This is a genomic window from Ruminococcoides bili, from assembly GCF_040093295.1.
Taxonomy (GTDB): domain Bacteria; phylum Bacillota; class Clostridia; order Oscillospirales; family Acutalibacteraceae; genus Ruminococcoides; species Ruminococcoides intestinale_A.
Genome location: NZ_JBBNJY010000014.1, coordinates 26,283 through 48,955 on the forward strand (window position 1 = coordinate 26,283; position 22,673 = coordinate 48,955).

Here is a 22,673-nt window from a genome sequence, read left to right on the forward strand (position 1 = left end):
TCCGTTATATAGAATTACTTTCGCTCACAAACCGCCCAAATTTTGATTTTTGCTTGAAGTCGGGTACTTTATCCGTTTTCTCTTGAAAGTCGGACAAACCGCCAAATTCTGCTCAACATCTGCATTAAGGACGATAAGGACGATAAAAACGATAAATCAAACGGCTATATTTTCATCGTACTTATCGTACCTAACGTACTCGCTATCTGAATTATCAATCTCAAAATCATATTTGATTTCAACCTTTCTGATGTTATTTTCCTTATACGATTTGAAATAAACGTGATTATCATTCAAGTCATACTTCCACTTGTTCATCATCCTTTTCAGAATACGAGCAGAAAGATTTTTGCCTGAATAAGCATTATATCGTTCAAGAAATTCCGCATTGCTTCCGTTGAAATATTTTTCTGCTTTCATCATCTCAATGAGCAAGTTCATTTCATCAGGCAAAAGCATATTCGGATTCTCTGCGCTGTCTGCAGTCATTTTCCAAGTGCAATCCTCTTTTGAAAATGCAAGCTCAATTTCTCTGTCCTCAATATCTCTTCCCGTGCAAAATAAAGTTGCGTTGCCCTGCGTGCGATTGCTTTTTTTCAAAACAAATAGAGCATCGGCACAGCCAGCTATACCATTTGTACCTGAAATCTCATTGATTGGGTCAGAGTCGCCTTGCTTTCTTAAATGATGAACCAGAAGAATAGCAATTTTCAACTCATCAGCAAGTTTTTTGAGTTTCTGTACCTCAAGATAATCATTTGAATAGCTCGAGTCATTTTTTGCAGAACGGATAAGTTGAAACGTGTCAATGATTATCAAGACAGTATCCATATGCTCATCAACAAAAGTTTGAATCTGTTCTTCCAACCTTTCATCAAGTTTTGAACAATCCGTAACAAAATGAACATCACTCGGCACTTCATCGGTTATCGCTGTCAGCCTGTCCTGCAATCTGCTTTCATCATCTTCAAGTGACAGATACAGAGTTGTACCGCTGTCGGTATGCAGATTCCATACATCTTTGCCTTTTGCAATCCGAACGCACCAGTCAAGAACAAGCCACGACTTACCTACCTTTGGTGAGCCGGCTATAATCGAAAGACCGCTTGCAAGAAGTGAATTGATTATAAACTTCTTTCTCGGCAAATCTTTTTCAACAAGACTTGCACCGTCGATTGAATCAAATCTTGCCTTACTGCTCAACTCCAAATTTAAATTCTTAATCATTTTTCTCCTTTCCCTGTTACTCATACCTCATATGATTTCAAAATATTTTAGCTTTGGTATGGTTATTCAGTTGTAATCCAAAAGCTGTTGGAATTTTTTCACCAGTGTGATACAATAATCTCATACTTTTCAAGAAAAATATATGACAAAATGAATTGAAGTGATTTTTATAATTTTCACTTCAGGACAGAGGTGTATATGGCAAAGCACGAAGGTTTATTATTAAAAATTGATTCCAAAGGAAATATTTCCGGCTATATGCAGGAAAATAACAATAAGATTCCAATTGAAAATACTACTATCAAAAATGAGTTGATTAGTTTCTCAGAAGAAGATTTTGAAGAGTATTCTGAACTGCAAAATGAAATAAGAAAAGTTTACAGAACATATCCTGATGAAAGTGAAGAAAGATTTGCACTGATTAAAAAGTTAACTGCAAAAGCAGAAAAGGCATTGGCGGAATATAGAACTTTTTACGGTCTTTTGAACAGACTTATGATTGAGGATTTTTTAGGAGAGAACGACGGAACTGAACATTATCTGCGTGAATATGCAAGCTATCTTGACCAGATAAAAACCGTGCAGTTTTTTGTTTTGCACTTTTTCAGCGATTTATCAAATCAAATAGAAATTGATGTTAACGAAGATTTCAATTACAACAGCGTACAGATTTCCACCGTATTTTATTTTGAGGATAACAAATCCAGACAGATGTACCATATCCGTAACCTGACAGAGTATTATTTTCTGCTGTTACATTTATTTGTTGAGAACGGATACCGCCTCTGCCGCTGTCAGCTTTGTGGCAGATACTTTGTGCCAAAGACAAAAAAGAAAACCCTGTACTGCGACAGAGTTCTGAATAATGGTAAAACTTGCAAGGAATTTGCGCCGAAATTAAAGCACCGAATCTTGGCAAACAGAAATGAGGTGCTGAAAACTTTTGACACACAGCGAGGCAAAATGTATAAGCGTTATGAAAGAACACTGAACACACCTGATACTGTGGAAAAGCCTTTGAGTTTTGAGGAATATTATGATTGGCTTGAAAAATCGAGAACAGCAAGGGACAATTATCTTGAGGATAAAATTCCCAAGGAGGAAGCATTGAACATAATTTGTATTGAGTAAAATTTGTAAAAAGTAATCGGATAGGCAATCAATGGGAAAAATTAACTGCCTATCCGTTTTCTTAATTATTTACTACATCAATGATAATCCTTGCACCCAGTCGAAATCCGTTCAGAAATATTTCTCGTTCGCTGATTTCAGAAATTTCACGATTACAATCCTTGTATTTTTCAAAGGTTTCTTTCTGCGCCTCAGTCAGGGCTGCCGCAAGCTTTTCTTCATTCCTGTTGAGCAGTTTCAATAGCTCCTTGACCTCATCATCAAGCTTTGCACATTTTTCGTGAGGGAATAAGTTTCCGTAATATAAATCTTCAAGTATATCCATATCTTATGCCACCTTTCGTAGAACAAACATATCCCACATAACTTTGCATAAGTCCTGATATACTTACATTTATTACTTTAATTAAGTTTGAAATTTATTTTTATTATTACTTTACAAAAAGCAATACAAGAAGTATAATAAATATCACAATTTAGTAATATTAAATGCATAAAATCAAAAAATCTCAAATAATTTCCAGTTAAAATATATAATAGGAATAGGAGCATACAAATGAAATACAAAATCTTATCAGCAATAATATCCATCGTACTTATGATTTTGCTTGTAGGCTGTCAGCAGAACAATACAATTATTAAGCCTGATATAGAAACAAAAACTGTGACGGAAAACAGCGAAGGTGATTATATAACTTTTTCACTTGATATTCCTTCAAACTGGAAATTATACGCTCAGAATTATACATCTATTGCTTGTTTTAGTCCTGATGCAAACAAAACAAATGCCAGCGAAAATATTTCTCCCTACAAATTAAGTATAGATAACTATATCATTCCATCACTAATGCCAATAGATGACAAATATAAACAAGCTTATAAAGATTTATTTAGTGGCAAATATGATGGTATTAAAGATTTAATTTGCGATAACATTGAATATATAAATATAGGGAAGGTAATAGACAGTTTCCCGGACGTTACTTTTGAAACTCCTGAAAGCATTATGGATTACTTTAATATACTTGTTGACGGTATAAGTACACCGGATGTTACAATGCCAGAGTCATGGAATGATAAAAAATGGGCAACTGATTTTACTTTCAGTGAATATAACGGTAAGAACGGAAAGATTATTGCGGTAGAATATTCCTATGTAATTATAGATAAAACCTACAAAGCTATTAATTGCTACCGTGATGACGACTTTTCCGTATGCGGAGCTTTTGATGACGATGCAGATCTTTCTTCGGGCGATTTAGCACTATGGGTTGCCGATAATATGGAAATTACCAAACACTATAAAATTGAAGATAATATGATAAAGCAAGAGGGAGTAGATTATTAAATTTTATGTTTTTAAAATCTATATATTGTAATTACAGCCGAAGTATTTTCTACTTCGGCTGTTGTGAATATATTTATGCTTTTACAAATTCAAAAAATGCTGCTTTATCTTGAGGTAATTCACTTACAGGATTAATTTGAGGCAAAATATTTATACGATCAATTTCTGTACCCCAAAAATCTTTAACAACAATTTCAATTTTTTCACTATCATATATAGTCGCATATTCATACATTTTTCCATCTTTGCCACAGAAAATTTGAGATACATATTTATCCTCTTTTCGTCTTTCATCAAATGTAAACTCAATATCATATTTATATGAATCATTTGGTATTATTCCCTTAAATTTCGCATACTGCCCTTTTGCAAAATCATTAACAGTACTTTCCCATACTTGTGCAGAATACATATTAGCTCCTGACCAGCGGCCATAAAGAGCTCTCATAGATTGATTTTTAAGTGATATTAAATTATTAAAGAAATTGCAATATTTAGATTCGCCACAACGAATTACCGCTTGCTTTTGACCCGTAGAAGAAACTTTATAATATTCAACATCCATATAGAGTGTCTCCCAGCTATTTGCAAAAGAGGTAATTCCACCTATAAGTATTGCTGAAAAATTGCCTATTGCTGGATGGTTTTGTGCTTCAACCATACTATCGTCAAATTCTAATCCAGAAATAAACTTTGCAACATCAAAGGTATTTTTTTGCAGTCTTGTTGGTTTTTTCTCATCCGGTTTATTTTCATACTGATAAGCAGGTTGAATATAGGTTTTTCCATTTTCATACAGCATAATGGGATATATTTCTTTTGTTTCGGGATTTTTAACAGCACCGTATTTATATACAGGGGCAGGCGTTGGTGTAGGCGTACTATTATCCTTTTTTTCAAGAACAATAGCCTGATAATTTAACCCTTTATATGCCGTTTCAACAGAAGATTTGCTATAGTATGTCTGTGGCTGAGAAGTCAGAGGGTCATTAAAAATATAATGGCTACTATCGTATCCCACTAACAGCAAACAATGTTCGGGTGCTATCCAGTTAATGGTTTTTCCGTTGTAGGTCCACGTAGAACTTATGTATGGAGTATTCATATACATAGTTGCCCACAGAATTACCGGTATACCTTTGTCTATGTAGTTAGAACATAAATTTTTCAGAGAAACACCATACAATTGTTTTGCAGTATATTTTTGTCCGGATAAAACTTTATCTAATGCCTTCTTTATTACCGGTGCATAACATCCATACCCGCTCGTAGATCTGGGGTTTCCTCCAAATGAAATACTGGGATCAAAAGGAACTCCGGTTTTAGTTAAGTATGAATCAATAAATTTGTCTACAGATACATCTATACCAATATGATTCAATGCCATAACTGTAGTAACACTTTCGCAACCTGTCGGATATTTGCCTAACTGGGAAATAAACGGAGCTTGAATTATTTTACTATTACCTATAGGTGTTTGCGGCTTAGTATAAATTTCATTTTCCTCATAGATATGGATTTCTACGCCGTTTATATTTTTGCCATCTATACCCGCATAGGAAGAACCTGTGTCCAAAGTACCATCTAAATTATACTTTGACTGTACACTGCGCATCCATTTTGGATCAGCATTACTTACCCAAGGCAGCCAATTACCTTGTACATGCACTCTGTACATAACAACTACACCTGATGTTAGTTTTACATCTTCTTTACTATATACTTGAATATTCAATAACTGCACAGTGCCACCCGGATATCCTGCATAGTCATTTTCATTGCTTTTAACAAAAGGATAATAGTATGATTTTCCTTCATTCCAAGTCCTGTATAAAAGGTAATATGGCTTAGACTTGTCGGTTTTAATTTTTATACCATTAATATGAACGGAGCTTGCCATTGAAGTAAAGCTATGCCAATTTGAATCTTCGTCAATATAGCTAAGTGTTGAAGCTACTTTGCCTCCGGATAAATTACCGATTGATGATGAGATGGATTTGCCATTAAACACATAGATTTCAACACCGCTTATATTTTTACCGATAATTCCGGCATATGATGAACTGACATCCAATGTTCCACCTAAATTATAGTTTTCTTGAACATCCTGCATCCACTCCGGATCAGCATTACTAACCCATGGCAACCATCTTCCATCAACATAAGCACGATACATTACAACAACACTGGCAGTTAGCTTTGTTCCATCCTTACTATATGCACTTATACTCAGTCCCTGAATTGGTTTATTTGGATAACCTGCGTAATCATTTTCTAAACTTGTTACTTCAGGATAATAGTATGATTGTCCTTCGTTCCATGTTTTGTAACGCAAATAAAAATCCGAATTTGAATTGGTCTGAATTTTAATACCGTCAATAGGAGAAGCCATTACTTTATGATTGAAACTTTTCCAATTAGATGTACTATTTGCCATATACTGGGTTGTTATTAATTCTTCAGAACCAACGAAACTACCTGAACCCGCATTTAACGAATCTTCTTCAAAAATACGAATTTCAACGCCACCAATATTTTTACCGTCTATGCCGGCATAAGATGAACCTGTATCTAAAGTACCATTCAAACTATATTTAGTTTTTACATTTCTCATCCATTCAGGATCAGCGTTACTTACCCATGGCAACCACCTTGAATCAGTATATACTCTATACATAACAATAATTCCGGAAGTAAGTTTTGTGCCATTATTTCTATATACATTGATACTTAACCTCTGAATAGCTTTTCCAGGGGAGCCTGCATAATCATTTTCTGTACTATTTACGGCAGGATAATAAGATGACTGTCCTTCATTCCATGTTCGATAAGTTAAATAATAATCCTTGTTACTGCCTGTCTGTATTTTTATTCCATCTATTCTGGATGACAAAGTGCTTTTTGAAAAAGACTTCCAATTAGATTCATTTCCAACCATATAGCTTAGCGAAGGATTTGATTCACCACCAGAGTAGTTTCCTAACGATGATTCTTTATAAACACGAATTTCTATTCCGCTAATATTCTTTCCGGAGATACCGGCATACGAGCTGCTGGTATCTAAAGTGCCACCCAGATTATATTTACTCTGTACACTATCCATCCATTCAGGGTCAGCATTACTTACCCATGGTAGCCATTTATTTTCTACAAAGGCTCTATACATAACAACAATACCTGATACTAACTTCGTACCATCATTCCTGTATGCTTGAATCTGAAGTTGTTGAATTGGCTTACCTGAAGAACCTGCATAATCGTTTTCAGTACTTTTTACATATGGATAATATCCATTCATTCCCTTATTCCAAGTTCTATATTGTAAATAAAAAGATTCATTTGAACTTGTTTTAATCTTTAAGCAGTCCATAGTAGATTTGTCTGATCACTAAAACCTATCCACTTTCCACCGTATAAATATGAAAGAGAAATTGCTTGCTTACTCAATAATTTTTTCCTCCTAAATAAATAATTAATATTTTTGATCGATCGCATAGAACATATGTTCTATATATAATTTTAGCGTATAAATTCAAAGTTGTCAAGAAAATCAATAATACTTTTTTTGCAAACAAGTTAATAAAATAGTTTTTGAAATATAAACATATTTTTCACTAAATAAAAACGAGATAAACAATAAAGGTCATCTCGTTTAATTACATCCTATTCGGTTTCGAACAATAATTATATTTAACATCTATTAATCTGCGGTTAGTGTCAAGCAAACCCTTAACTCCGAAGCACAGGAATCTGTCATCGGTGATGTTTGTATGACCGTTGAAATACTTTGATTCTGAACCGACGCACATACTGTGAATACCCAGACAAACCTCCTGCAGGATTTCTTCGGTGTAGAGATATTTCCGTTTGTGATCGTAGGTCATATATTCTTCCTCACACAAGTCATAGAAATCGCTCATAACCGGAAAATCAATAGGCTTTTTTGTGCTGTAATCGGTTGTATCTGTAATGCCGAATCGTGCGTACAGCTTCATAAGCAGAATTTCAATTGTATCAAGCTGTGCGTCCGTGAAATCCTTGTAAGTTCTGAAAAAGTCCTTTAGAAATGCAATGTGCTGTGATAATCGGGTAACACGCTTGAACGGTTCGGATGTTTTGGAGTCAACTTCTTCATTTGCATTACCCCAATCCTTTGGTTCTAACGGATTGATTTTGTATTTGCCCGACATAAAATCAATGTAACAACCGCCGAGGGCATTTGTCAAATCCTCATACTCCGCTTCGGGATCAAGGCATAAGATTTTCTTTCCGCTTTCACGAATATTTGTAAGGATAAGTTTCAATAAATACGATTTACCCTGACCTGAGTTTCCGAGAATAAGAATGTTACTCGTTGTCTTGTCCTCAGTTCTGCGGTCAAAATCAACGAGAATATTCGTGCCGTACTTATCTCGACCGATATACAAGCCGTTAGGGTCTGTCTTACCACTGAAATTAAACGGAAACAGATTTGCAACAGATGAAGCAGGCAACACTCTTTCATACAAAAGTCCGAATTGATTTGAACCTATGGGGTTCACCGACAAGAAGCCTTCTTTCTGCCTTAGCGTTAATCTATCCACTTCAATCTTGGAGCGTGTCAGCTCCATTGCAATATCGGTTTGCAACTCCTTCAATTTCTGTTTGCTCTTGGCTTTAAGCTCTATGAACACAGAACAATGCAATAACGGTTCTTTGTTTTTTCGTAAGTTCGCCATCAGCGTGACAACATCCTGCAAGTTGCCCTGTGCTTCAATGGTTTCATTTACATCGTTACCGCTTGATTTGAGCTTATTTTTGCGTGTTGCGTTCTGTATGATTTTTCTCTGTTCCATACTCTCCACAAGTCTGTGATAGATGCGGAGAGTTACTCCGTTTCTGTCTGCAAGCTGTGAAAGAATCGCCTGTTCTTCAGTTGACGGCGGATATTCACGAACCGCCCATACACTGCGGTATGAGTCGCCGACAATGTAGTGATCTGTCAAGAATTTTATTGTTGACGGCAGAATTATATCAAAGAAATCTTTTGTGTAAATTTCCTCTGCCTGTTCTGGTGTGAGCACCTTTGGTTTTCTATTGAATAGTCCCATAATTTTTACCCCCTTTAATTTCGAACTGCCAACACAAGTATGCGGTCATCTTGATTGTATCCGTAACAGGTTGAAAGCGTTAGAATCTGCTGACCGTAAACAGGTGTAATTCCTGTGTCGTATATGGATTTCTCTTTTGCATATTCAATTCTTGAGTTATAGCTTTTTTCCGTTCCAACTGTTGTGAATCTGTACCAATCATCATCGGATTTTACTTTCATAACAGAAAAGACGGAGTAAGCAAATGCCCCGTCTTTCGTTTCGAGCATAACTGTCGGATGTTCCGTAAAATAAGAATAATCGGTATAGTTGCAAAGGTCTGCAAACATTGTGCCGTTGTTCATATGGTGTCCGTAAATTATGAGATTGGTACTGTCGGCTGAACACCTTGCATCAAGAAATGGTGTACCGCTATAGCTGTACTCGCCGTAAAAGTTTTTGTTCAGATACTTCTGCGGATTACTGGGTGTATGCATGACAGGATAATTGATATTTGTTCCTGCTATGCTTATCCAGCCGAAGCATTCACTATTTACCGACAGCAAATTGGAAACAGAGTGTGGCTGATAGTAAGTTGTGTAATACACAGGCTGTCCAGTTTGAACTTCATTATCTGAATCACTGACTTTTAATAAATGTAGCTTTTTAATGGTTTCTTCAATGGTTGAATCTGTTGTTTCCTCGGTAACGATTTCTGCAAGCTGTCTGAATTCTTCCGTTTCCTTGTTTTCGGCATAGAGCCTTGAAAATATTGATATCAGACAAGCAATTATAATTACAGAAAATATGCCTATCACAATTTCCATTTGGATTTTCCCTTTATGCTTCTTCATAGGTCTGCTCCTTTTCAAAATACTGCTCGCCGTCATAATCGGGCATCAAATCGCCGTTCATACTTGCGTCAAAATATATTGCAAGAAAACGCTTGATGTCGGCTTTCTTCATTCTGGTTACTTCAAAGCCTTGGTCTGAAATAATCTTCTCAACCCTGTTTGCTTTCTGCAAAACATTTTCGGATTTTGAAGATTTACACCTTGCAATGAACAGGAACTGTCTTGCGGTTGAGGTTTCGGTCTGAATACTGTCGAGAAAGTCAAGATCTTTAGCAAGAATTTTTCTGACCTTATCATTCTGTTCAGCTTCAATCCTGCCTTTGATATAGCTTTTGTTCGTATCAAAGCACTCGCACGAGTCTGTACAGGTAATCTCAATATCCGGCACAGCAGAAAGTACCATCATCAGGTGCCGCACCTTGATTTCGATATTCGTGTGAGAAAGTACGGAAATATTTGTCGGCTGAACCATATAAAAAATCAGTTCTCCCTTGCCAACCTTCAAGCCGTTTTTCGTAAAGGTTTTTATGCCCAGCAAGTCCTGAACCGATTTGCCTTTTCGTTTTTGCTTTTTCACTTTTTCTCCCTCCAATAAAAAATTTGTTGAGTTGAAATAAAATACTTTACAGCATAGCGGATAAAATCAAGAATTGTTGTATCTTCAAGCCTTATTGACAAAAACCCGAAGCAAAGTGTCACTGCAAGCGGTACTATTATCCTCGTCTGTGCAAGTATCAGTATTGATAACAAAAGCGCTATGCTCATAATTGCAAAATCCCGTAAGCTCCACAGCCACAGATTGGCGGTAGATTTTAGATTTTGCGGATATAAATAAGTGGTCATAATCTTTAAATTCCTTTCGTCTTAAATCGGAGCAAAGTTCTAACAAGCTTGTTTGATTAGAACTTTGCGATAGATTGCAACTTGTGCCAAGGAGCATTGCGCCTCTGCTTTTTAGCGGAAATTTTACGCTAAAAAGCAGTAAGGTTCTACGCAACATAAGTGGAGTAGAACATTGGCACTAAGTTATTTAGCCGCTTTCGCAACACTTCTCGTCAGGTTCACGGCAGTAGTGGTTGCGTGAACAATGCTCGTCATATTCACCTTAACTGATGAATCAAGTCCGAACTGCTGTGCAATTCTCGGAACTTCGTTTGATGCAAGCATTATTCCCAGTCCTAAAATCATATTGCCGGGAAAGGTCAGCAACCCGAGGAACAGCAGAGTTGTCTGCATAAATGCTGTCAGGCATAGTGCCGCTATCTGTTTCATCCACTGATTAAAGCCGTCCTGATATCCTCTCGGAACGCTGAACATATACAACGCACCTACCGCCATCTGAATGAGCAGAATTCCTCCACGCTTGATGTTCGCAAAAAATATTTTTATTACGCAGTAGGCAAAAGCTATCATACATAACAGATTCAGCAAACCAAAATTCACTTGAACAGAAACTGCAAAACTGCCCTCTAAAACACTTGTGCTTTGTCCGGCTAAATCAAGGCTTTGCTGTCCTGCCATTATGGACGACAAATCCTTTGAAAATGTGTTTTGCAGGCTGATGCAGAACTTATACAACTCCACAGGTACTACGCCAAACAGCGAACAGGCAAAGAACCCTTTTAATACATTTATAGCGGTTGTTTTGATATTTGCTCTGCCGTTCTGATACTCTATTGCAACATCAAACACGGCAACGACCGTGCCTGCGACGAACAATGCCCAGCCAAAAAGAGTAAACAGATTTATTGTCGCCTGCACCCATTCAAGGTCAAACACATCTGCACCCATATTTCCCATCATAGTAAAAAAGTCTGCGACAGCGTTGTAAATCGTTTCATAGAACCACTGTAACATCGTGTTCCATATTGCGTTTGAGATTTGCTCACCGAGGAAGTCAAACACCTCGCCTATGGCACTTCCGATTCCGCCGATGAAATCTCCTAACCAGTCAAAAATATAAATCACCTCCACAAAAGGCTGTTATGACTTAACACAACAGCCTTATTTTTATTGTTATCAAAGTACCGTCCAGATGTATAGCGGTGCAGTCAGCGAGAACACAAGACAGCCGAAAAGTATTGCCGGTGCGGTGAATTCAAACTGTCCGTGCTTGCGGTAATCGAGATAAGCCGTAGCCAGTTTAACAAAGAAAAGTATAGCAAGAATCATATCCACCGCAGGAAAAACAACATTATTTACAACGCTTTTTATCTGTGTTTGTGCCGATGTCCATGTGCTTTCGATTGCTGATGATACATCTCCTGCGGCAAAGACTGTTACTGCCGATATTCCGAGCATTAACAGTATTACTGATATTCCTGCCAACCACTTCAACAACTTAATTTTTCTTGACTTTATCATTTTTTACCTCCGATTTTCTTAAATCATTCTCCGATATATATCTGACTTTGATGTTCAGCTTTTCGGCAAAGCGAATCTCTGTTTTCATGCCATCGGTTATTTCATCACCGAAAACCCAGACCGCATCGCAAACCCAAAGCATAGAAAGTCCGGCAAGCATTCCGAGATTTCTCTCTTCTTCATTGTCATCATTCAAAATCAGGGCGTAAAAATGCGGTATGAACGGAGCCATACCGCACTCTAACGCATATCGTGCATATCGTTTTGCGTTTTCAATGTTTACAGATACATTACCGCCCAAAGGCGAACAGATATATGCCCTGTGCATTATTCATCGTCCTCATCTTTCCTTTTAAATTTTATGATAAGAAATGCAATCAAACCGCCGACAGCAACAGAACCCAAGCCGATATAAAAGCCGAGATTTGAGTTATCACCAGTCTGCGGTTTTTCGGGTTCAGGCTGTGGATGAATTGTTACTGTCTGATCTGTGTCATCAATGTCGGCGTGTACGGCGATTTCAACACCATCATAATAAAGACTTTCAAACACAACGACATCAGTATCTTTTGTAATTATCGAGCCGTCAAAGGTAAAGGAGACTGTCACTTCGCTGTTTGCTTTTTCTGCTGTAAAGGTTACTTCTGAGGTGATTTCCTTACCGTCTACAAGAAATGGTTTGCCTGTTGCTTTATCCATCAAAATACCTTTAACCGTGTATTCTTTGCCGGGTACAAGGTGCTTGTATGACACGACATCATCAATAGTTACATCGCCGTTTACCGTAAATTCCTTTTTGCCGTCAATAGTTGCAGTTGTTCCGAGTTCGGGTATTTTATCGTTCTCGACTGTGATTTCGATAATTTCCTTGTTCTCAGAAATTGTTACGGTATAGTTTTCTTCATTAGGGAGATAACCCTCGGCAGGCTTTAATTCACTGACAATGTATTCGCCGTATGGAACATTTTCAAAAGTGAATATTCCTTCCTCATTTGATTCGGATGTCAGAATTGCAGTTTCTTCTATAAATTTGGTTTCAGTAATACTGAACAATCCAAATAATGCGCCTGCGATATTTTCGCCTGTTTCACGGTCAATCTTCAAGCCTTTGATTGTGCCATAGATGATTTCATTTTCAATCGGTTCACCGTCATTTACAGAAATACGAACAGTTGCTGTATCCTGTCCTGCATATTCAAATACAACGGGGTATTTTTTATCGGAAAGAATATAGTGGCTGTCAGTGCTGTTTTCCTTAACATAATATTTTCCGATTGGAAGGTCTGTTGTGAAAGTCGCTTTGCCTTTTTCATCACAAGAGATTATTTCAAGAAGCCCGTTCGTTGGAATGACCGTACCGTTTGAAGCCTTTAAATCTTCATCAGCGTAAAGTCCGAATGAAACATTGAGGATTTCGTCATTACTGCCGATGTTGAATTTCTCGTCCTGTTCAAGAATTTTTGTAAGGTCGATTTCAACCTTTTGCCTGTCGTTTGTAAATGATGTTGAGGTGTTGGTTACCTTTTCGTTCTGTCCTGAGTAGGTAAGTTCAACCGTATGAGGTTCGGGATTGATAACTGTTCCATACGGTGCAACGGTTTCAACAACACGGTATTTGCCAATGTAAAGCTGTTTGCTTGTTGCTGTGCCTTTTGTGTTTGTTTTCAGTGTTGCGACAAGCTCGTCTTTCTTTGCTCTTACTGTTCCGTCAGGTGTTGTAATGTCCTCATCTGCATAAATTTCAAACACTGCACCCGACAAACCGCTTACAGAATATTCAGGCTGATATACGGTCGTAAGTGCAACATCATTTCCGCTTTCATCAGTATATCCGCCGCCGACTGCAGTTACATTCGAGAAAATCTCGCCTGTTTTTTCTACGGTAATTGTACCTTTCTGCGGAGTATTTTTCTTCTCGGCTTTTACGATTGTAACGCCGTTTTCTTCACTTGTGTTTTCTGCCGTAATATCAAAATGTACAGGTGTGCTGTCGAGGATATATCCGTAAGGAGCCTGCACTTCAACGACTGAATAGCCTTTGCCGTAGGGCAGAGATTCGGGTGTAATCAGATAACCCTCGCTGTTCGTGTAGAAGGTGTCAATCTCTGTAACAATCGGATAGGTGTACTTCATTGTTACAAGCTCTCCCTTTGGACTGTAAATTTGAAATCCGGCACCGGAGTATGGAATCTGTTTGCCTGTTTCGCTGTCAACCTTTACCATCTTTACATAGCTTTCAAGGCTTGCGTTATTGATGAGGTATTTGTAAGTCTTATTATTTTCAGAAATGAATACATCAAAATCGGCAATGGACTCTGTGCCGTTCCAGCCTTTGGTCTGATGAACAGTGTATGTGCCGTAAGGCAAATCCTTTGTTTCCGCAAAGCCGTATTCATCACAAACAAGAGTATCTCTTTCGGATTCTGTTGCTTTTGCATAGCTTCCCGATGATTTCAGATACACCTGAAATTCTGCACCTTTTTCGGGTGTTTCAATTTTCGTACTGCCGTCATCAGTGTGCTTGATAATGGAGATTTTGCCCTTTAAAATATCCTCTGTAACGCCCATTGAAATGCTGTTGTTTTCAATGGTGTATTTCTTTGCTTCTGCGCCGATATGATACTCGGTTTCGTCAAGCAGATAACCCTCGCTTGGCTCAATTTCTTTTAAAGTCCACTTATCTCCGCAAACATAATAGGAGGTTGTAAAACTGCCGTTTTTATCGGTGGTGTACTTGTCAACCACCTCGCCGTTATCGTAGATACCGTAAACTGCTCCTGCGAGTGTTGCATCACCCTGTGCAGACTTTGTTTCAGCGTCCGTTTTAGTAACAGTAAGATTCCACTTTTTAAGAACATTACTGAAAGATACAGTTACCGTTTTCCCACTTTCAACATTTACGGTCTTTGATTTTTGTTCGGCATACTCTGTCGGAGTATGCTCGGTAACCGTGTATTTTCCGGGAACAAGGTCGGTTAATTCAAATTCGCCTTTTGAATTGGTTTTTGCAGTTTTGCTGTAACCATCGCCGTTGACAGTAAACTCAATATTTGCAACATTGCCGTCCTCGGAGGTTTTGACAAGCTTTAGGTTGCCCGAGCTTGTCTTGACCTTGAAATATGCCCTTATCGGGTCAGCGTCATTTTCAACTCCTGTGATTACATCCTGAAGGCTTGCGTCACCGTAGGGAACAAGAGTAGTACCGCTAACGCTTGGCATTGACTTTGCAGAGTTGAATGTTACTGCATTATTGACTGGCGAAGTTGAAGTTAATGTCAGCTTATTACCGGATTTTAAAACGGAAATTCCGCTTGTGGTTTTGAAGCTGAAATCCGAAAGAATACTGTTGCTGTCGGTAAGGGTTAATGTGTACTTTCCGTCCGAGTATTTCATTTCATAGGTTTCAGCCTTCGAAGCGATTGCACTTGCGAAGCTCGGAACAGTTGAGTAATTTGCAAGACTTTTTGAGATTGCATTGTAAACTGACTTAACTCCGGGGTTTGCGCCGCCTGCACAAATGCCGTCAATGAACTTTGTATTTGTACACTTGTAACCGTCGGCAGTATTTCTGCATCCTGAAACAAATTCCCATACAATCAGCTGTGTTGCCACCCATTTCTGATCCTCTGTTCCGCTTAAGCTTTTTCCTGAACCGGGTTTGCCGTAGAGCAGAGCAAGGTTAATTGCTTTCTGCTTTGCCGAGCCTAAATTTTTCCAAACGGTTGAGGCACTTTCTGTCAGCGTATTGCCCGAGTAGAGCGTGTGACCGGGTTCAATACAGTAGGCTTCTTTGCCGTCTGCAAAAATCTTGCACAACTCTTCGCCCACTGTACCTACAGTATAACCGTCGTTGACTGTTGTCTGCTGAAATTTGATTATGTTTCCTGTACTGTCATAACAGTAATCAAAGGTGATTGTCACCTTATCACCGCTTGCCGCACTTACAGGGAGCGAGAACATTGTTCCGAATATTACGGCAACCACGAGTAAAAGTGCAGTTATTCTTGTGAATTTCTTATTTCTGATTAACTTAGTCATTTTAAAAATCCTTTCATAAAAAATATTGGGCAAGATTTTACCCTTGCCCCGATTGACGTCTTATTCTGTTTAAATACAATCATAATTTCATCGCCTGCCCTTCATTGAAATCTTCATCTATATCATCGGACTGCTCACTGCCGTCCGTTATATTTACATATTCGCCGATAATGTTCAGCGCTTCGCAGTAACTGCCAGAACTCGTAACACGACTGCACATTTCTTTTGCTTCGTAAGCCATACTGTTTTGCTTTAATGTACGGCTTGCAATTCCTAACAGATTGAATATATTGCCATCCTGACCTATCAATGCACAGTCGGGTTTGACCTTTTCTGCTTTGCTCTGTTCATCGATAATAAAACCACCGAGCTTGTTATCTACATAATCGGAAAGCCAAGTTCCGGCAAATGCTGTGTATGACTGTAATCTCCACATTGCAAGGTTGCCGATGTCAAGGTGGACATCTTCAAATGGATAAAGTATACAGGTAACGCCGTCATTTTGAAACACAGAAACATGCTCAAACTTTGTATTGTTAAGAAGTATTCCCTTATCCGTGAGCATTTTATTGATGCCGTCCACCCATTCCTGTGTTTCACCTCCGCAGCCCTGCAAGATGAGTCCTTCCTTGCCGTTCATACGGCGGAGATCCGAGAGTGTAATATTATTGATTTTCATTGTCATTTTCCTTTCATAAAAAACACCCGAACTTTGACATTCGGGTGTTTAGATTTCATAGCCTTATTTAGCAATAGACTACATATATTTTGTTATTGTCTGCGATTACATTGAATGATAAGTCGCTTGGAGTAATGCCACTGCTTTGGTAGTAGTAGGCTACATACTCAACATCACCATAGCAATCTGCAGTCAGGCTTTGCGTATCATCATAATATGATGCGTTTGTGGGCGAGAACCAGCTTGCGTTGCCTGTATTCAGTGAGGAATCGTATTTCATTCCAAGCTGTTGACCGTAGGCTATACAGGTACTCACCGCATACTGAACATCAACCGTTTTTGCTTTAGTAGGCGGTTGCGTAGGTTTTTGCGTAGGTTTCTGTGTTGGCTTTTCCGTAGGCTTCTGCACAGGCTTTTGAGTAGAATTTTCAGTTTCTTTTTTAGCAGTCGATTCTGATTTTTGCTTATTACTGTTCGCTGTATTCTTGCTGATATTCTGAACCTCGGATTGTGTTTTCTGAATCGGATTCGTTGCCGAAACAACCGCCGAATTTTGCCCACTGTCGGCTTTTTCTTCGGTTTTGGTATTCTGTTCCGAAGGCTCTGTTTCTTTTGAAACGGTGGTTTTTTCGGTGGTGGTTGTTTCAGTTGCTTTTTCTGTTGTTGCCATTTCAGAACTTTCCCCAGATACAGAAACATCCGCAGCCTTTGAAACTACGGATGTCTTAACATCGTTATTCACTTTTTCTTCTGCAGTACAAGCTGTGAATGTTCCTGCCATTAATATTATGCTTAACATTATAGCGATTTTCTTTTTCATACTATCGCCGTCCTTTCAAGCACTAAGTATATCCAAAGAATTTCAAATGTCCAGAGTTTTTTTATGACAAACCAGAAGTTATTTAATTGTCATCTTCAAGACCTTTAACATAATAGAACTGACTTGTCATTCTTGATTCTAAAATATTGCCACAATATGGGCAAATAGCTTCTTCTCTATCCTTGCCACCAGGATAAACAGTTCCCACTAATTCATACTCAACTTTTTTTCCACAGTTTTTACACCTTTCTATCATTGTTTTTACCTCCAAAAATCCGATTTATAATACAGATATTATACATTACTAAAAAACAACGGTCAACTGAATTTACATACTCTGTGTAAAGCTCTCCGTTTCATCCTCTGACATATTCTCGGATTCATCTTCGCTCTGCTGTTCATCAAGTGCCTGATGATACGCTTCCATAACCTTGCTGTTGAGTAAATCTCTGACTTCTTTGGAAATCGGGTGAGCAATCTCGCTGAACTTCGTTTCGCCGTTTTCATCAACATAGTTACTTGCAGGCATTGCAACAAATAAGCCTTTTCTAGAATTCATCACTCTGATTCCGTGAATAGCCACCGCACCGCTGACAGTAACGCTTGCAAACGCCTTTGTGTTGCAATCATCTACATCAACGAGCTTATCAATCCTTACCTTGATATACGGCAGTTTCCTTTTCTGATTGTTGTTTTTGTTTCCTTTGAAATTTGTATTCTGTGCCATATGAATTTACCTCCGATTTAGTGTTTCAGCTTTTCTGCCCACAACAGAGAAAGATGCAAAAGTGCGTTTCTCTGTTCTTCCTCTGACAGGCTGTCGAGGAAATCTTCAAGGGTGAAATTTTCCTCATATTCTTCTGCTAACTCCTTGCAGTTGTCGCATATTTTTTCTCGCCTGACAAGTACCGAGCCGTCATCCTGCTGGTTGAATGATAAAACATCGTTGTATCTGAATCCGATTTGCTGACGGATTTCATAGGGAATTGTAATTCTTCCTTTTTTACCGAGAACTCTGTAAATTTTAAGCACTACTCGTCCTCGCTTTCCGCAAGCTCTGCTCTGCACTCATCACAGATACAGTCGCAACAATTACACTCGTCATCAAAATTTACGCAATCGCCATCGCACCTCTCAATCAGAATTGCTCCGTCCACAGCTGAAATCTGCACAGCACAGTCGGATGTAATTCCTGATACAATAAGTGCGTCAAGCGGTATGCTTACATAAATTCTATTTTCCATTGTTAATAATACACTCCTTCAAAATTTGTTCTAAATCAATTTGTTGTTCGGTTGTCAAGTCAAGCAGACTTAACTGCAACGGCTTGTTTCTCTGCCTTTCATACATATCGTAGTTGCTGATTAGCAGTTCGGGGAACTGCTCGCCTGCATTAATTCGCTGTTTCATATTATGAAGCCTTGTGAAATCAAAGAATGAATATCCGTCATATAAATTACGGATTTCCTCACAATCGTTGTATGAAACAAGCCATTTACCCTTTGAATTTGCAAGTGCGTTTTTCAGCCTCAGATGGTCAACCCAAGTGAAACCACACTGATAAACATATTCACTTGAAAAATACGGCGGATCGCAGTAGAAAAAGGCATTATCTCGGTCATAATGCTTGATTAATACCTCGAAATCCTGATTTTCAATCACAGTATTTTCAAGCCGTTTTCCAACTTGCTCTATCAGTTGAAAAAGGCTCACTACTGAAAATGGCTGACAGGCAAATGATTTTCCGCCGCTTGAATAGCTGTATCGCAAAAGTTTCAGAAACATTACTGCTCTGCGCAAGTCGTAGTCCTGTTTCATTTTTATATACAATTCTATGATTTCTTCTGCTTTCAAGTCGGGAAGAATAATCTTCGTCAGTTCCAATTCCTCATCAAGGTACTTATCGTCAAACTTTTCCTGTTTAAAAAAGTTCTTTATTGCATTGAAATTATCCCTTGAATTAAGCGGATAAAATCCGAGTTCTTTTATGAACGCCATAGGTCTGTCACGCATACAGCGAAAAAGGTTTACAAGATTATGATTGAAATCGTTGTAAACCTCCATTTTATCAGGCTTTTTCTTGCCTAAAAGTACCGCTCCCGAACCTCCGAAGGGTTCAATATACCTTTCGTAATTCAGAGGAAACAGGGCGTACAAAATATGAAGGATGGAGGTTTTGTTACCCATCCAACTTACAGGGGTTTTGATTACTTTTCACTCCTCTCGGAATATCAATCGCCCCTGAAACGACAAAAAGCCGTTGATTAAGTATTTAACTCAACCAACGGCTTATATATAAAAACCAATATCACTCGTTAGGAACGATTGATATTAGTTGTTGTTATTTAATTTTTATCGTTTACTTTCTTGATAATCTTACCGATTTCAGAAATTACATTCACTGTCACCGCATTTCCTGCCATTTTGTATAGCCTGCTGTCGGATAGTCCTGTCGCTTTTGCTTTGTCGAATTGATCGTCCGTGAAACCTTGTAATTTCCAGCACTCCATCGGAGTAAGCTTTCGTATTCTGCCGATGTGAACTTCGCCGTTCGGCTCAATAAAGGCTACTGCAAACTTTTCATCATCTGTAAAATCCGTGCTTTCAACGAAAACGCCCGAATGTTCAGCCTTTCGGTTACTGATTCCCGAATCGTGCCTTGCTGTTATGCACCTTGCAATTTCTGTCAGCTTTGGATCGGGGTTCAGGTCTATAAAATAATACGCCTGCGTTGCAGAAGTTGTCAGAGTATGTGCTATCTGATTGCCGACTCGACCACGTCTTGAGTTCTGTCCAGAAAAAGCAGTATCAATGCTGTCGCCGGGATATGCAACCTGATAACCGTCTTTGGTCTTAGCTTTTATCAGCAATCCGAAATTTTTGATGTTAAGTACCTGCCAGCACACATTATACCCCAAACCATCCAATGTACGGAGGATTGTTTCAAATGTCCTGCCTTTGTCGTGGTTAAGCATACCGGGAACATTCTCGAGGAAGATATACTTAGGTTTTTTAACGGAAGCAATTCGAGCAATCTCAAAAAACAGCGTTCCTCTTGTATCGTCAAATCCTTTTCTTGCTCCGGCGATTGAGAAAGACTGACAGGGAAATCCTCCAACCAGAAGGTCGAAATCGGGTAACTGTTCGGATACAATTTTTCTTGCGTCATCAAAGTAAAGTTCACCTCTCGTATCGTACATTGCTTCATATGCCTGCTTTGCATACTTATCGATTTCGCAGTATCCGACGCACTCAAAACCACCTATGGCTTCAAGGCCTGAACGAAAAACGCCGAGCCTGCAAACATATCAAAGAATTTGATGGACATAAATCTTCAGCTCACCGAAGATTTATAGATTAAAAAACACCTCACATTCCCATTGTCATTCCGCTATCCTCATCAGGAGTTTCATCTTCAACTTCTGATTCAGATTGGTTTTCTGCTTCGATTTCTTCCTGTGTGAGCTTTCTGAATGAGTCCTCACCGGGAACGATACCAATGGTTCGATTGTTATCCCACTCAGGGAATATCGTTCCCATTGAATCAACAAATTTAACTGTTCCTCTTGTGCCTGCCGGAACAGGTGCGTGTGGGTCATTCATATGGATAAGCTCAATTCTTGTTCCCGGCGGATACAATTTCTTTGTGCTTTCAGCTATTCTGCGCTGTCTTTCATATTCGTTCAAGTTATACATCTCCTATTTTTTTAGTTTTGACTCAAGCAATATCCATTAGTAGGACTCATGATTTTTATAGTCATAAAATCAACCCATGTCTTTCTTGTTTCTGTTTGTATTAAGTTTTTTGTTGTCAGAGAAATGTGCAATCTCGCTTTCATTGTTATCATCATTACGCCTGTCAAAATTAGGTTTCTGACGCATCTCTCTTTCAAACTTTCTGAGTTCGGGTGTGTCGGTAAAATACATTTAAAATCATTCCTTTCAAATTTTTTGCAAATAAAAAAGGCAACCGTTCTAATCAAAAAAATTAAAACGATAGCCAAATAAAAAAAGAGCCAATTACTATATCTCTAAAATAAGAAATATGATAATTGACTCATATATTTGATAATATTAAATTAAGCAGATTAGCGAAAGTAATCAGTTTTCTTTACCTTTAACTAAATTTTGTAGCTTTTCAACAGCTTCATCTTTAGTTTCAGAATCCTTCACTATTTGGATAATTGAGTTCATAAGAACATCAAATTGTTTGTCTGTCATATTTTCGAACTCCATATCTATTCCTTTCCGATAAAACAATTATCACTTCTACCGGAAATAAATTTTATATATAAGTAATTGAGGCTCATAGAAAAACTATGAGCCTCTTTTGGCTCCCCCAACTGGGCTCGAACCAGTGACATCATGATTAACAGTCATGCGCTCTACCGACTGAGCTATGGAGGAATATACAATTTTCTTTGATTTTGCTCAAAGATTTTTGTCAAGACTGCACAAAGAGCAATCTTTTTTGTTATTTAAGCCTCCGGTAGTGAACTTAAACAACATATTTGGGTGTTTCCTCAAACTAATCAATAGTTTTCGGTACATTTCTGTACACTCGCACTACCAACTGAGCTATGGAGGAATATAGTGCAAAACACCTGATTAGGTGTTTCGCCTGTGTTGGCATCTCCCTATCTTTCCAGGCCGTCACCAGCCAAGTATTTTCGGCACCACTGAGCTTAACTTCTGTGTTCGGTATGGGAACAGGTGGACCCTCAGCGTCATCAACACCAACTATTCTCTTGTATTTATTCTTCCCTTATTTGAGAAGTTTATACCATCTTCATGGTGACTCGTGCGGGAATCGAACCCGCGTTGCCGGCGTGAGAGGCCGGAGTCTTAACCGCTTGACCAACGAGCCATCTGTTTGTAACAAAGGCTAATGGTCTTCTTTTCATTAGCCCCTGTTACCTTTTTGGTGCACCATCAGGGGCTCGAACCCGGGACACCCTGATTAAGAGTCAGGTGCTCTACCAACTGAGCTAATGGTGCATTTCACAGTCGCTTTGACAGCGCCCTGAAAACTGAATAAAGATTAAGCAAAGTGAGAAGCAATATTGTAAATACTTTAATAAGCTGACCAAAAGACTCTTGTGGTCAAGCCCTCGACCTATTAGTACTGCCAAGCTAAATGCCT

General features: G+C 38.5%; 23 protein-coding genes, 3 tRNA genes and 1 rRNA gene. 2 read left to right on the forward strand and 25 right to left on the reverse strand.

Going from position 1 to position 22,673, the window contains the following annotated elements; genetic code table 11:
• Nucleotides 1-156: 156 nt before the first annotated feature.
• Complete coding sequence (locus tag AAAY30_RS06205) at nucleotides 157-1,227, reverse strand: AAA family ATPase (RefSeq protein ID WP_117705871.1); 1,071 nt, start codon at nucleotides 1,225-1,227, stop codon at nucleotides 157-159.
• Between the two features lie 198 nt (nucleotides 1,228-1,425).
• Here AAAY30_RS06205 and AAAY30_RS06210 point away from each other — a divergent pair, with 198 nt between their 5' ends.
• The gene (locus AAAY30_RS06210; protein ID WP_186934437.1) at nucleotides 1,426-2,358 is read left to right on the forward strand and encodes a DUF6076 domain-containing protein; all 933 of its coding nucleotides are present in this window, start codon (nucleotides 1,426-1,428) and stop codon (nucleotides 2,356-2,358) included.
• 61 nt (nucleotides 2,359-2,419) lie between these two features.
• Here AAAY30_RS06210 and AAAY30_RS06215 read toward each other — a convergent pair whose 3' ends face one another.
• A complete protein-coding gene (locus AAAY30_RS06215) occupies nucleotides 2,420-2,683 on the reverse strand; it encodes a DUF6809 family protein (RefSeq protein WP_117705835.1) in 264 nt (87 codons plus the stop codon).
• 231 nt (nucleotides 2,684-2,914) lie between these two features.
• Here AAAY30_RS06215 and AAAY30_RS06220 point away from each other — a divergent pair, with 231 nt between their 5' ends.
• Nucleotides 2,915-3,706: a hypothetical protein gene (locus tag AAAY30_RS06220; RefSeq protein WP_117705836.1), complete on the forward strand. Its 792-nt coding sequence runs from the start codon at nucleotides 2,915-2,917 to the stop codon at nucleotides 3,704-3,706.
• A 73-nt stretch (nucleotides 3,707-3,779) separates the two neighbouring features.
• Here AAAY30_RS06220 and AAAY30_RS06225 read toward each other — a convergent pair whose 3' ends face one another.
• The 23 genes from AAAY30_RS06225 to AAAY30_RS06335 form a co-directional block, all read right to left on the reverse strand.
• Nucleotides 3,780-7,076, reverse strand: coding sequence for a C39 family peptidase (locus AAAY30_RS06225; protein ID WP_499215905.1), 3,297 nt, complete (start codon nucleotides 7,074-7,076; stop codon nucleotides 3,780-3,782).
• Between the two features lie 286 nt (nucleotides 7,077-7,362).
• On the reverse strand, nucleotides 7,363-8,796 hold the full coding sequence (locus tag AAAY30_RS06230) for a VirB4 family type IV secretion system protein (protein ID WP_443711563.1): 1,434 nt from the start codon (nucleotides 8,794-8,796) through the stop codon (nucleotides 7,363-7,365).
• 14 nt (nucleotides 8,797-8,810) lie between these two features.
• Nucleotides 8,811-9,629: a class B sortase gene (srtB, locus tag AAAY30_RS06235; protein ID WP_499215904.1), complete on the reverse strand. Its 819-nt coding sequence runs from the start codon at nucleotides 9,627-9,629 to the stop codon at nucleotides 8,811-8,813.
• Nucleotides 9,616-10,206: a hypothetical protein gene (locus AAAY30_RS06240; RefSeq protein WP_443711565.1), complete on the reverse strand. Its 591-nt coding sequence runs from the start codon at nucleotides 10,204-10,206 to the stop codon at nucleotides 9,616-9,618. Before AAAY30_RS06240 ends, srtB begins: the two co-directional genes overlap by 14 nt.
• A complete protein-coding gene (locus tag AAAY30_RS06245; RefSeq protein ID WP_302488143.1) occupies nucleotides 10,203-10,472 on the reverse strand; it encodes a hypothetical protein in 270 nt (89 codons plus the stop codon). The genes AAAY30_RS06240 and AAAY30_RS06245 overlap by 4 nt, the downstream gene beginning before the upstream one ends.
• Nucleotides 10,473-10,655: 183 nt before the next feature.
• A complete protein-coding gene (locus AAAY30_RS06250; RefSeq protein WP_499215903.1) occupies nucleotides 10,656-11,603 on the reverse strand; it encodes a conjugal transfer protein TrbL family protein in 948 nt (315 codons plus the stop codon).
• Nucleotides 11,604-11,648: 45 nt separating this feature from the next.
• Nucleotides 11,649-11,993 (reverse strand): DUF3852 domain-containing protein, encoded by a 345-nt coding sequence (locus tag AAAY30_RS06255; protein WP_480934943.1) that lies wholly within the window; start codon nucleotides 11,991-11,993, stop codon nucleotides 11,649-11,651.
• Entirely contained in the window at nucleotides 11,971-12,321 is a 351-nt protein-coding gene (locus AAAY30_RS06260) for a DUF7768 domain-containing protein (protein ID WP_480934942.1), read from the reverse strand. The genes AAAY30_RS06255 and AAAY30_RS06260 overlap by 23 nt, the downstream gene beginning before the upstream one ends.
• On the reverse strand, nucleotides 12,321-16,031 hold the full coding sequence (locus AAAY30_RS06265) for a SpaA isopeptide-forming pilin-related protein (RefSeq protein ID WP_499215902.1): 3,711 nt from the start codon (nucleotides 16,029-16,031) through the stop codon (nucleotides 12,321-12,323). The genes AAAY30_RS06260 and AAAY30_RS06265 overlap by 1 nt, the downstream gene beginning before the upstream one ends.
• A 79-nt stretch (nucleotides 16,032-16,110) precedes the next feature.
• The gene (locus AAAY30_RS06270) at nucleotides 16,111-16,710 is read right to left on the reverse strand and encodes a hypothetical protein (RefSeq protein ID WP_412122705.1); all 600 of its coding nucleotides are present in this window, start codon (nucleotides 16,708-16,710) and stop codon (nucleotides 16,111-16,113) included.
• A 67-nt stretch (nucleotides 16,711-16,777) separates the two neighbouring features.
• Nucleotides 16,778-17,530: a hypothetical protein gene (locus AAAY30_RS06275; protein ID WP_499215901.1), complete on the reverse strand. Its 753-nt coding sequence runs from the start codon at nucleotides 17,528-17,530 to the stop codon at nucleotides 16,778-16,780.
• Between the two features lie 82 nt (nucleotides 17,531-17,612).
• Nucleotides 17,613-17,786, reverse strand: a complete 174-nt coding sequence (locus tag AAAY30_RS06280) for a hypothetical protein (protein ID WP_302191454.1) — start codon at nucleotides 17,784-17,786, stop codon at nucleotides 17,613-17,615.
• Nucleotides 17,787-17,858: 72 nt separating this feature from the next.
• Complete coding sequence (locus AAAY30_RS06285) at nucleotides 17,859-18,257, reverse strand: SpoVG family protein (RefSeq protein ID WP_302191455.1); 399 nt, start codon at nucleotides 18,255-18,257, stop codon at nucleotides 17,859-17,861.
• A 17-nt stretch (nucleotides 18,258-18,274) separates the two neighbouring features.
• Entirely contained in the window at nucleotides 18,275-18,562 is a 288-nt protein-coding gene (locus tag AAAY30_RS06290; RefSeq protein ID WP_302191456.1) for an AbrB/MazE/SpoVT family DNA-binding domain-containing protein, read from the reverse strand.
• Entirely contained in the window at nucleotides 18,562-18,774 is a 213-nt protein-coding gene (locus AAAY30_RS06295) for a hypothetical protein (RefSeq protein WP_337381492.1), read from the reverse strand. The genes AAAY30_RS06290 and AAAY30_RS06295 overlap by 1 nt, the downstream gene beginning before the upstream one ends.
• Nucleotides 18,764-19,717: a DNA adenine methylase gene (locus tag AAAY30_RS06300; protein ID WP_499215900.1), complete on the reverse strand. Its 954-nt coding sequence runs from the start codon at nucleotides 19,715-19,717 to the stop codon at nucleotides 18,764-18,766. Before AAAY30_RS06300 ends, AAAY30_RS06295 begins: the two co-directional genes overlap by 11 nt.
• A gap of 158 nt (nucleotides 19,718-19,875) precedes the next feature.
• A complete protein-coding gene (dcm, locus tag AAAY30_RS06305) occupies nucleotides 19,876-20,796 on the reverse strand; it encodes a DNA (cytosine-5-)-methyltransferase (protein ID WP_337381496.1) in 921 nt (306 codons plus the stop codon).
• A gap of 103 nt (nucleotides 20,797-20,899) precedes the next feature.
• Nucleotides 20,900-21,217: a DUF4314 domain-containing protein gene (locus tag AAAY30_RS06310; RefSeq protein ID WP_295026664.1), complete on the reverse strand. Its 318-nt coding sequence runs from the start codon at nucleotides 21,215-21,217 to the stop codon at nucleotides 20,900-20,902.
• A 78-nt stretch (nucleotides 21,218-21,295) separates the two neighbouring features.
• Complete coding sequence (locus AAAY30_RS06315; protein ID WP_295026665.1) at nucleotides 21,296-21,457, reverse strand: hypothetical protein; 162 nt, start codon at nucleotides 21,455-21,457, stop codon at nucleotides 21,296-21,298.
• 404 nt (nucleotides 21,458-21,861) lie between these two features.
• Nucleotides 21,862-21,937, reverse strand: a tRNA-Asn gene (locus AAAY30_RS06320).
• 217 nt (nucleotides 21,938-22,154) lie between these two features.
• A 5S ribosomal RNA gene (rrf, locus tag AAAY30_RS06325) occupies nucleotides 22,155-22,271 on the reverse strand.
• Nucleotides 22,272-22,322: 51 nt separating this feature from the next.
• Nucleotides 22,323-22,397, reverse strand: a tRNA-Glu gene (locus AAAY30_RS06330).
• A 55-nt stretch (nucleotides 22,398-22,452) separates the two neighbouring features.
• A tRNA-Lys gene (locus AAAY30_RS06335) sits at nucleotides 22,453-22,528 on the reverse strand.
• Nucleotides 22,529-22,673 lie beyond the last annotated feature (145 nt).